We start from the raw sequence: 11,023 nt of genomic DNA on the forward strand, positions 1-11,023 counted from the left end.
CAGATGCTTTTCTTTTTGTGTGCGATTATGCCCAGTCACCATTGCGGAAGACGGGGATGACTTGACCGTCATACGTGATACCGTCGATATCCATATCGGCTGATCCCATCATGAAGTCAACGTGAACCAATGACTCGTTCTGGCCCTTTGCTTGACGCGCGGCGACGTCCATTTGGGTGCCACCCTTCAAATTGAATGGGTATGCCGCACCAAGTGCCAAGTGATCCGAAGCATTTTCATCAATCAAAGTGTTGTAAAAAACGATACCTGATTGTGAAATTGGTGACGGATCTGGTACCAATGACACTTCACCCAAAGATGAAGCCCCTTCGTCGGTCTTGATCAATTGTTGTAGGACTGCTTCACCGGTTGAGGCATGTGCTTCCGTGACATGGCCGTCAACGAATGTTAGCTTGATATCGTTAATCAAAACGCCTGCGTATGATAAGGGCTTCGTTGACGTCACGGTACCGTGAATGTTGCGGTAGTCAGGGGAGGTGAAGACTTCCTCGGTTGGCATGTTAGCCACGAACATGTTACCGGCCTTGTCAATTGAGTCGGCAGCTTCCCACACGTGATCTTCGGCCAATCCAACTGTCAAATCAGTGATTGGTGAGGTGTAATGTAACTCCTTGAAGTTTAAATCGTTGAGCCATTGCGCCTTTTCTTTCAAAGTATTCACGTGGGCCATCCAGTCAGCGATGACGTCGTTTGCAACCCCGACGCGAGTGATCTTGAAGATTTCTTCCCAAAGACGGTCAGTAGCAGCTTCACCCTTTAAATCAGGGAAAACTTTTTCAGCCCAGGCTTCACCAGCGGCTGCCACAACTAACCATGACACATCATTATTCATTGTGGCCTTGCGAACGGCTTGATTAGCGCGTTGATAAGCTTGTTGGTAGGCTGAGACGCGATCGCCATCAACAGCACCAAGACCATCTGGATCGGCAGAAATTAGTGAAATGCGAGTCGTATGCTTTGCCATTAATTCTTCAGCGCGAACGGATACCCAAGTGGGGATGTTCGTCAAAGAATCGTTGTTGGCGTGTTGCAAAAATTCACGTTGCACATGAATGTCCTGCCATTCAATCATGACGTTGTTTGCGCCGCGCTTGTAGGCAGAGTCCACAATTTTGTGAACCAAAGGCACTTGTGCCACATCTGCATAGATGACAATATCTTGCCCCTTCTGGACATTAACCCCAACTGACGTAATTAAGTCAGCGTACTTTTGTGATAACAAATCAAAATTTTCTAGTGTCATCTGTTGCACCCCGTTGTTTATTAAGATGTTCTCATTTTACCTGAAAAGTTAGGAATACAAAATAGGTAAGGGATGTTGTTCATGAAATCGCAACATGTCAGCTAAAGGCTTCTGTACTAAATGTTTGAAGCCGTTTCCACAAATAATCGTATTTTTCTAATATAATGAATTATTAGTAAGTAACCTGACAGAGAAAAACGGGGATTGAAAATGTCACAGGTACTAATGGCGGAACGGATTAATGCGCTCCGGGATGAAAAAAATATAACGGTTGAAGATATTGAAAGAGCCGGTATCTCAAGGTCGCGGTACTATCGGTTTGTTCGCGGTGAGACGCAAATTTCAGTGGTGGATTTATCTCGCTTGTTAAAGTTATTAGCAGTGTCATTTTCAGAATTGTTTGCTGGTGTGATTGACGATCCGTATCAGCTGAGTATTGGTGACTTAGCAAAGTGTACGGAAGCTGAATTACGTCAAAAACAGGCTGAAATTGAACAAACGGCCGCATCGGTTGGGTATCCGACGGCTGAAATGGTGGCAATTGTGATTGACATCATCATCGATCGTCGTACTGGTGTTGATTATCGTGACAAAACACAACGTCTATATGATCGGCTGAATAGCATTCAGGCATTCACAATTTTTGAAATGCGTGTCTTTTCATTAATTGCTATGGACCTAACACCAAAACGATTTTTTAAACTTTATCGGAAGTTCGCCCATGATGTCCAAGTTTTCCGCGATTATATGCCGGGTAATTTATTTGAAACAAGTTTAATGATTCATATGACTGCGCTTAATCAGGCGGTTATTTGGCCTAAAAAATTAAACGTGACGGATGTCTGGTTGACGCTAGAAGGTATTATGCGCCAGCCAGCACGCCGTTCTAATGTAGAAATTCTGCTACTGCAACGCTTTACCGGGTTGTTACGCACCTACTTAACCATGGATTCAGAGGTGGTTGCAGCTGAAATTGGCGTTTTTTTGATGGCTGCGCAGCAAATGGGCGTGCGTGAAATGACGATGAATACGGTCCAAACGTCGCTGGTGGCGGTTTGGACACGGCTGCAATTAAACAAGCAACAGTTGCATGCACAAAAAATGGCCGAGACATTGCCAGCTATTATCGCTGATTTGACGCTGCAACCGCGAAGTCAATCATTTGGCGAGGCGTTGCGCCGGCGTTTGAAAGACAAGCATATCCGAGTACGAAGTTTAGAAGCCCTAGGGTTTTCAAAGTCTAAGTTGTACCGGGTGTTTGACGATGTGGGCACCCTGATGATTGATGAGATGTTAGATTTGATGCGCATTATCGGGTTTGAGACCGGGGACATCGATGCGGTCCTCATGTGGTTCCCGTTAGACGAACAAAATGAACGGACAAATTTATATGGCGCATCGCACAGTGTCGTATCGCCAGATGTCTTACGGCAAAGTGCGACTGATATCGAAGATTATTACGAGAATGAAGTCTACGCTGCTGTTCGGGCGGACGTGACTTGGTTTGGCACAGAACGCGCCAAACAGGTCGCGACGGTGGTTGCTAATCTACTACGTGAGTTAGATGAGTGGCGCGAAAAGGAATATCGGCTCGTTAAAGTTGGCTTGATGGTGGTGACGAATGATGATGAGTTGGCGATGTGGTTTCGGCGAATTCGACAAGATCACCGGGATAACCGGGTGACACGGGTTTATACAGATCGCCAAATCGATGCGGTAGAGTATGCGATTTTCGGTGCACTATTCAAGGGGGATTTCGACCGTGTACGTCAGCTTGTACATCTGGCTGTAACGAATAATCCATCGTTAGCTAATACGTTACGCTATACTGCTTGGCGTTGGCGAGTTGAATCATATCGGCTATACGAACAGTTTGCAGATAATCCATTGGAAACGATTCGCCAATTAAAAGGGCTCTACAATAATTATGCTGTCCTTCTGGGTGATGGCCCGCTAGTTCAGTATTATCAAAGACTGTATGATGCATTGTGGCAACAATACCGTTAGCGTCCGGATAACCGGATGAAACGTTTGAAAATTTTTTACAGGCAAAAATATTCGTCAACTGTGCGTTTTTTCACATGATAAGATTTGTCATGTTGAGAATACAGCAGTATGTTGAGGTGAGGTCATGAAAAAGTTTTTCAGATTGGCGTTGGTCGGGGTTGTTTTTGGGATTACTTTAAGTAGTCAGCAAGCATTTAGCGCATCAGTCGATTTGTCGCAGCGAATCGAGAGTCGATAATTGCATTGTCCAGTGTGCGTTTGATACGATAACGAGTGGTGGGGAATATTTTCGATTTAGCTAAATAATTAAAAAAAGAAAAATGTTACGTCGGCGCATTGCCAATCTCTTCGGTAAGATAAGCTTGTACCGTCAGTAACCCCTATGGTATATGTGAGATTGGTTTGTGAGCGATTCGGATGAATCGCTCTTTTTGTGAGATAAAATAAATGACACTGTTAACTAATATTTTTCATACGCAAAAATAATCCCGCCAAATCAAAAACAATAACAGACTAAACTTAAGCATATTGAACGAAGATAGAAGTGAGAGAATGCGATTATGGAGTGGCTATTACCTAAGAAAGATCAAGAGCGTTTAGCATTACATCGATATTTGACGAGCAAGTCAAGCCATGCTGTCCTAATTAAGGACATCATGGCTGATTTGGGGTGGTCACGGTATATGGTTTTGCAAAATGTGGAAACATTGCGTGTTGATTGCCAACAAGTTGGGGACGGTAATATTATGTACCTCCGCTTAGTTGATTCGAACCGGGCATTACAAGTTGATCAGTTACAAACAATTAGTGACACAGCTTTACTAGGCGCGTATATTCGAAATTCATTACGTTTCGATGTGTTAATGGATATTTTCTTAGAAGTGGCGCAGTCTAATGAAATGATTGCCTTACGTCATTCGTCAAGTACAACGGTCGCTCGTGTGACCAAAGTAGAAGTGGGCGAAGAACTGGCAAAATTTGGTATCCAGATTTCTGACGATTATCAATTGGTTGGCGATGAACGCAATATTCGAATTTTGCTATTCGAAATGTTGTATACCGCCTACGCCGATCAACCAACGCCCTTCCCAGCAGATGTGCAAGCGGCCACGGAAAAGGTTGAGTCGATTATTGAAGAGCAAACGCAAATTCGAACAACAGTGAAGAAAGCCTTTCGTATCTTTTTTGGTATCTGGTACACGCGGTTGAAACATGGGCACTTTATTGGTGATTATCACCGACAGCTTTTCAAACCAGACGCTGAGTTGTCACGACATGCACGCATGATTATCGACAAGTTACGTGAAGCGATTACGCTGTCCTTTGATAATCAGGCACCGTGGTGTGACGAAGAGTTGCGTTTTGGCTTAGGATCAATGTATTCACTAGGCATTGGTTCCGGTTCATACCGAGTTGCCAATCTGGCACCGGATGTCCGCCGAAAGTTCCAAGAAATTTATGATGATGTTTGCGAAGTTTATCAGGACTTTTTTGGCCTGTCGTTATCACAACCAGAATTAGAGTTAATTCAAAAAGCACTCTTCTCGTTGAATTTCCGGATGTTGTTCTTCAGGCAAAATGGGATTACGCACCCAATTAATCGTGAATTCTCGATGAGTACGTTCCCAATTCACACGGCGTTTACAGAACAAGTCGTTGACCGAATTGCACCACACTTTGGCTTATCAGAAGCAGAAGTATCAACGGCCATCTTTAATGAGTATCTGAATACATTTGTACTGGTATTAAATACTAGTGAAATCTTGCCGGTAATTAATGTCACCGTCGATATGATTGATATGCCGGCGCTCGAACAAATTATTATTGAGCGTCTTGCAAAATGGCGATCAGTTAACCTAAATATCACCACCGAATTTACATCAGAGACGGACCTATACATTTCTGATGTGCAACTCGACAGTCAAGTGCCAGGATTTGCCTGGCGGTCATTCCCAGAAAACCCGGAAGAAAAAGCGCTGCATGAAAAGTTAATCGAATTAACTGTGCAACGTTTCCAAGCATTGACCGGCAAGATATAAGTATATAAGAGCGCCATCCTAAGTTGTCAGGACGGCGCTTTTTCGTGTTCGTCAGGAATGGATATCAAACTAACGATAGCCTATCTTGGCTGCTGGCATGGGGGTTGGGTGGGGTGTTGTGGATTTCATGCTGTATTAGTAGGCGTTCAAGGGAGGTAGGTAGCGGCACCAAATAAATCTTAGTGGTTGGGTATTTTGACCTCGCTCCGGGGTCAAAATGGACGAGCACTTAGATAGATCGGGACCGTGTCCCAGCCTTCTAATTCAGCTAGACGGAACAACACCCCACCCAATCCCCATGCCTCGTCGCAACGCGACGACACAACCACCACCCATCCAACACAAACTAATTTTCATGTAAGCGCTTAATTTTTAGTCAGCTGAATTTTTGTTAACACTGTAGACTTAATAGTAAGCAGTGACAGGTCAAAGAAAATCTATGGAGGGCACAACTATGCTTGAGACATTTATACAACAATGGTTAATCATGTCAGATTATGATTACACCGTTGATGATCGGTTTGTTCAGAAAGCACGGGCGTACGGTGTGGATTTTAGTGAACAATATGTGGCAATTGTGGTCGAGGGGAACCGCAGTCAATTGCCAAATCAGCGCTTAGCTTTTGACTTGGATCATTTACGGCGCGTTTATATTTTTCCGTTGACGGGGGTACATGAATTTTTGGCAACGTTGCCGGAACATGCCTTAGTGGGGGTTAGTCGGCCGCATTTTGATTTAACAAAGAGTATTAAGGAGGCGGTGTTTGCCTTAGCGTTGACAAGTCCAGTGATTGATGAAATGAAAATTGTCTTTTACGAAGATATCGCTGATTTGGCACAAGTTGTGGAAGCGGGCGTCGCCTATCCGCAAGTTGAACAATTCTTAAAGGATCGGGTCGATGAGGAAGTGCAAGTTACCTTATGGCTGTACGGCACGTTGGGTCATTCAATGAGCGAATTGAGTGATACCTTGCATGTTCACCGCCGGACGGTGCAATATCGATTAGATAAAATTGCCCAGTTAACGGATTTGAATCCACGGGTACCAGCTGAAATATTGCCGTTGCTTGTTTCATATATGCGCCTGAAGACAGCGGTGATAGTACCGGCGTTAACCGCGCAATTGCAACGGATAATGTCGGACTTTCAGCGACAGAATCAGGGTGTTGCGACAAGTTAATGAGCTAATTAAATAAAAACGCAGTTAAAGACAGTTACCCAACTAGGTGACTGTCTTTAATTGCGTTGTGAAAATACCAATTTGTAAATTCGTCTGATACACTGGAAGCAAAGGAAAGGTGATGGGGATGAATAAGAAAGTAATTGTTGGGGGCGTTGTAGCAGTTGTTGTCGTGGCTGGCGGTGTTGGCTATACTGTATTGCACACGCCAAAGGCTCAATTTGGGACGCATCTATTGGCAATGGTCAAAGCGGACGATAATCGGTATCAATATAACGCATCGATGCCAGACAACAGTCAGTATCGCATTAACGGATTGGCTAAATTAGATGCTAAGGATCGTCAAAAAGTGATGGTATCAACAACGGTCGCTGATGACGACCACAAATTAACATACGATATCAAGAAGAATGGCAAAACAACCTATGTGTCAGCAGGATTCCTGAGTGATATGTTCCAATCGGCTGATGTCAAGGATGTTCCTGATTTTTCAACGGTCCTACAAAATGTGTGGATGAAAGCGGACAATAAGGGGTACTCAAAGGTTGAATCAGAACAGGTTCAGACTGACGCTAAGCAAGTTGCTAAGTGGTTTACCGACTTAGATGGGAAAAAATTCAGTAAAGTTGGTGCGGGTTATCAAGTTAAGCTCAATCGGGCAGACTTGAAGCGTTTGGTAACAGTTGTTGGTCAAACGGAAACTGCTAAACAGTTAAAGGCTGACGGTTGGGACAAGCTCCGTGATGAAATCGATGATATGAAAAAGCCGGAAGTAATTGTGAGTGTCGCGAAGGATGCCCATAAGTTATCTTTGCGTGCCACATCGGATCAAACAAGTTATGTCCGAGCCACAGTTGTTGGTACACGTCAAGCGGGTCAAACGGTGGCGATGCCAGCCGCCAAGCATGTTAAAACAGAGAAACAGTTAGAAAAAATGTTGACGGCAATGGTACTGCAATACGCTTTCAATGCCATGTCAGACAGTTGGGGCGACTAGTCCTTGAAAAGCACTTTGTGATCGATTGTATGCGGCGCACAAAGTGCTTTTTGTATCCTGTAAATCGGACACTTTTTGAAATGTTTTTATGTCGCAATAATGATGATGTAGAATAACAAGGGTATGTCTCTTGCTGGAAATAGAATAGGAGCAAAAATGATCATTGATAAAGCGGTAGCCGTTGTACAGGACTTGCTAGCGGAAGGCTATCAAAATTTTAAAATGTCGTTTCGGATTGGCAGTTATGGCCCTAAAATCGGTGTTGATACCATTGTTTTACGCTCGGGTGAGTCGTTTCGATGGTTTGTGGGGTTATCATTAACCCTCACTGAAGGACCAGTGCGCATGCTTACAGGAATCTATACGACAACGTCCCATGGGCAAGAGGAGTTTAATCCATATTGGACCACTGTTGCGAATACAGCCATTCAACGATTTATTAAAAATGAAATTGGCGATTTTTGGACGGCGTATTTTGAACATGTGGTTCAAGTTGGTCATTTGATTGCGGAGGAACATAGTGTGGAGTACTTAGCCAATGAACTTGAGCTATATCACGCTGATATCCACCAACACGAATTGCATTCAAAAGTACCTGAACGTTTTCGAACTTGGCCCATGGCAGTAAAAACCACGGTTAATAATGTTAACGGTAACGAAAATGATGCGCAAACGATTGTTGTTTTTGGTCGAACTTTCGCATCGTTTCTACGTGAACATGGCGAACAAATCGTGTGGTCTGGCGATCCTTTACGGAGCGAGGTTTATAATTATTTTGCTAAAGAGAAACAGGAGTCTTAAGTATGTGTCAAATCGGGTGTAATACGAAAAATAAATTAAATTGTCAGATAGCGTGTCCGTGATGTTTAACATCGTGGTCACGCTATTTTTTGTCCGGAAAGCAAGATTATTCCCAATAATGAGCTGAACAAGCATACTTTTGCGGTTTTTACTTACTTTTTGTCGAAAACTATGCTGAATTACTCAATTTTAAGACGAAATCCTGAATTAGCGGGTTACTTTGCTAAAATCATCACGTATCACGAGTAGGTTATAACATGTAAGAGGAGTTTTAATATGGGTGATCAAGTTAAAGTTCACAAAAAGTTGTATAAGTCCGGCAAGATGTGGGTTGCGGCGGCTTTGGTAGCAGGCGGTGCTTTATTGGCTGTACCGCAAAGTGCCGATGCATCGGCTGGCCCAATGATTTTCCCGAACACACATTGGACAGTAGGTAATACTAGCGTGTCATTGCAACAGGACGGTAAGTATGACACTTTCCAATACGCTGGTAGTCGGATGTATTTGTCGATCTATAATCAAAAGACATACAAGACCACAGGAAGTAAATATATTAATGTGACCTTTAGCAATGTCGCATCACGAACAGATGCAAATGGCCACAAAGTGTATGTTCAACGTGGTTATGTAACGGTGGCTGGCAAGAAGGTAGCTGTGTATCGCGGTGTTACAAAGGGATATAACGGCAAGTTAGTCGTTATCAATGGTCAAATGACTACCACGAAGCCAAATATTAAGACGCTTAGTGCATTGGCTTACAAGCAAGGCGCATACTACGATGCAACAGATCGCAGTGGTCAATGGCGTTTGAACGAAAGCACGCTGACTGTTAAAGCTAGTGCCAAGAATGCGACAATTTATAATTCATACAATGGTGGTGTTGCAAGTAAACTAACTAGTTTTGCTGGTAAAACTTATCGGTCATATTCTTATGTATACGGGAAGTCGCCAGCTGTTTATGCGAATGCAGTTGGAAAGTACTACACGCCAATTGCTAAAGGAAAATGGCAATTAGAGGCATATTATGGTTTGACATACAAAACGGGGAATGTTTATAAGTACGCATTGGTACCAAGTTCCAAGCTGGTATTGAAAACTTCCAAAACAGTTGCAAAAGAATCGGTTAATGCAACCATGTCGTATATGCAGTCACAAGCGGCTAGCTATGCGAAGGCAGCTACTTCAATGGTGTCGTATGTTTCGAGCGCTGTGAAGAACGGTGAGCACCCTGCAAGTTATGGTGCTTGGGCAGATAGCTATACGTCATATGCGAATAGTTTGACTGGTAAAAACACAGACTATACCTATGCGGTTTCAATGGCTAAAAAGAATGGACAAAATATTTCAAGCTATACAAAAGCAATTAGCGCTTCGAAGACGCAGACAACCACTGCTGTCAGCAAGGTAAAGTCATTATTAGCCAACGCGAAAAAGTACCCGGTAACGATTCGATACATGTATGCAAATGGCAAGTCGGCTGGTGCAGATGTGAAGAAGTCACTGTATTATGCAGATCGGCTTAACTTCACGATACCAGCGAAGGCAGGATACTTTACTGTTGTGAAGTATAATAACCAGTTAGATTTGAGTACGCAGAAGAATACTGTTTACTTCAACTATACCAAGGGCGCTTCGACGATGGATATTATCTATTTGCCAACGACGAATGGTCTTTATAAGAAGGCAGATGTTAAGTTGCCAACTAGTAACGGGGTTTATTCACGAGGTGGTATAGGGCAGACAAATAATACAATTACTACAGTCGCAAGTGCCGGTTCACAAGGGTACTTGTGGTATGGTGCAACGAAGTCAGATGCTTATCGAGCTGAAATTGAAGCTGAAACGGGCTTCGCGTCAGTTATGTCTGATGCGGCGACAAATTCGTACATGTCATACACGGCAACCCAGCGTTCACAGTTTAAGTCGTTGGCATCATCAGCTTCTAACCAAGCCAACAAGACACAATCAGCGTACAGTAGCTACGTTACATCAAGTCAGGCAGCTTGGGAGTCACAATATAATGTGTCATCTAGCCACAGCAGTGTAGCAAGTTCATCAGTAGCGTCGAGTGCTAGTGTGAAGCCATCAAGTAGTTCGTCTGCGGTATCTTCAAGTTCAGTGACGTCTTCAAGTGTATCTTTAAGCGCAGTGGCTAGTTCATCAGTGACGTCATCAAGTTCAGTCGCTTCTTCAAGTGCATCCGACAGTTCAGCTGTTACTAGCCAATGGTTGAATGACTTGAATGCGTTGCGTGCGAAGGAACGTACACCTTTGACTTCTGATATGGTGTCAGAAAAGGGTGGAGCAGGTTCTGATGAAGGTAAGTCACTTGACGCATTGACGCAAGATGCTGAGCTGACGAAGTGGGCGCAAACACGTGCCGAAGAGTTGGCTGCGCAAGGGTCAATTTCGCACACGGATATGAAGAATGGTGCGCCAACATGGGCGGTGAATGGCGATCAGGTTGATGGTGGCTTATTCGCATCACCGGCTTATGTAATGGGAAGTTACATTAATGGACCTGAAGCACTGGCTAGTTGGTCAGGTAGCACGCAAAACCCAATTAGCATGTGGGCGAGTGAGTTACAGGATGGGGCACAAGGCTACGGTCACTACTTAACTGAAGTGTCGCCATTGGCAAACAAGGTTGGTTTTGGCTATGCCAAGACAGCTAACGGCACGACAATCGCCGTTATGGAAATTGGTTACCATAAATAGTTAGTAAAAGGGCTGGT

7 protein-coding genes are annotated in these 11,023 nt (G+C 43.8%); 6 read left to right on the forward strand and 1 reads right to left on the reverse strand.

Annotated features, from left to right (window positions below; translation table 11 throughout):
• Positions 1-25: 25 nt before the first annotated feature.
• Positions 26-1,264 carry an aminopeptidase gene (locus tag ACJ28U_RS12225; RefSeq protein WP_407619462.1) on the reverse strand — a complete coding sequence of 413 codons (1,239 nt, stop codon included), beginning with the start codon at positions 1,262-1,264 and terminating at the stop codon, positions 26-28.
• Between the two features lie 210 nt (positions 1,265-1,474).
• Between ACJ28U_RS12225 and ACJ28U_RS12230 the strand changes: the two genes are divergently transcribed.
• From ACJ28U_RS12230 to ACJ28U_RS12255, 6 genes are all read left to right on the forward strand, one after another.
• Positions 1,475-3,271, forward strand: a complete 1,797-nt coding sequence (locus tag ACJ28U_RS12230; protein WP_407619463.1) for a helix-turn-helix domain-containing protein — start codon at positions 1,475-1,477, stop codon at positions 3,269-3,271.
• A 560-nt stretch (positions 3,272-3,831) separates the two neighbouring features.
• Positions 3,832-5,310 carry a helix-turn-helix domain-containing protein gene (locus tag ACJ28U_RS12235; protein WP_407619464.1) on the forward strand — a complete coding sequence of 493 codons (1,479 nt, stop codon included), beginning with the start codon at positions 3,832-3,834 and terminating at the stop codon, positions 5,308-5,310.
• Positions 5,311-5,764: 454 nt separating this feature from the next.
• Positions 5,765-6,490, forward strand: coding sequence for a PucR family transcriptional regulator (locus tag ACJ28U_RS12240; RefSeq protein ID WP_407619465.1), 726 nt, complete (start codon positions 5,765-5,767; stop codon positions 6,488-6,490).
• A gap of 127 nt (positions 6,491-6,617) precedes the next feature.
• Positions 6,618-7,487 carry a hypothetical protein gene (locus ACJ28U_RS12245; protein ID WP_407619466.1) on the forward strand — a complete coding sequence of 290 codons (870 nt, stop codon included), beginning with the start codon at positions 6,618-6,620 and terminating at the stop codon, positions 7,485-7,487.
• Positions 7,488-7,643: 156 nt separating this feature from the next.
• Entirely contained in the window at positions 7,644-8,288 is a 645-nt protein-coding gene (locus ACJ28U_RS12250; protein ID WP_407619467.1) for a hypothetical protein, read from the forward strand.
• 276 nt (positions 8,289-8,564) lie between these two features.
• Positions 8,565-11,006: a CAP domain-containing protein gene (locus ACJ28U_RS12255; protein WP_407619468.1), complete on the forward strand. Its 2,442-nt coding sequence runs from the start codon at positions 8,565-8,567 to the stop codon at positions 11,004-11,006.
• The last annotated feature ends 17 nt before the right edge of the window (positions 11,007-11,023 follow it).

Origin of the sequence: Weissella sp. MSCH1, from assembly GCF_045799135.1 — a bacterium.
Taxonomy (GTDB): Bacteria; Bacillota; Bacilli; order Lactobacillales; family Lactobacillaceae; genus Weissella.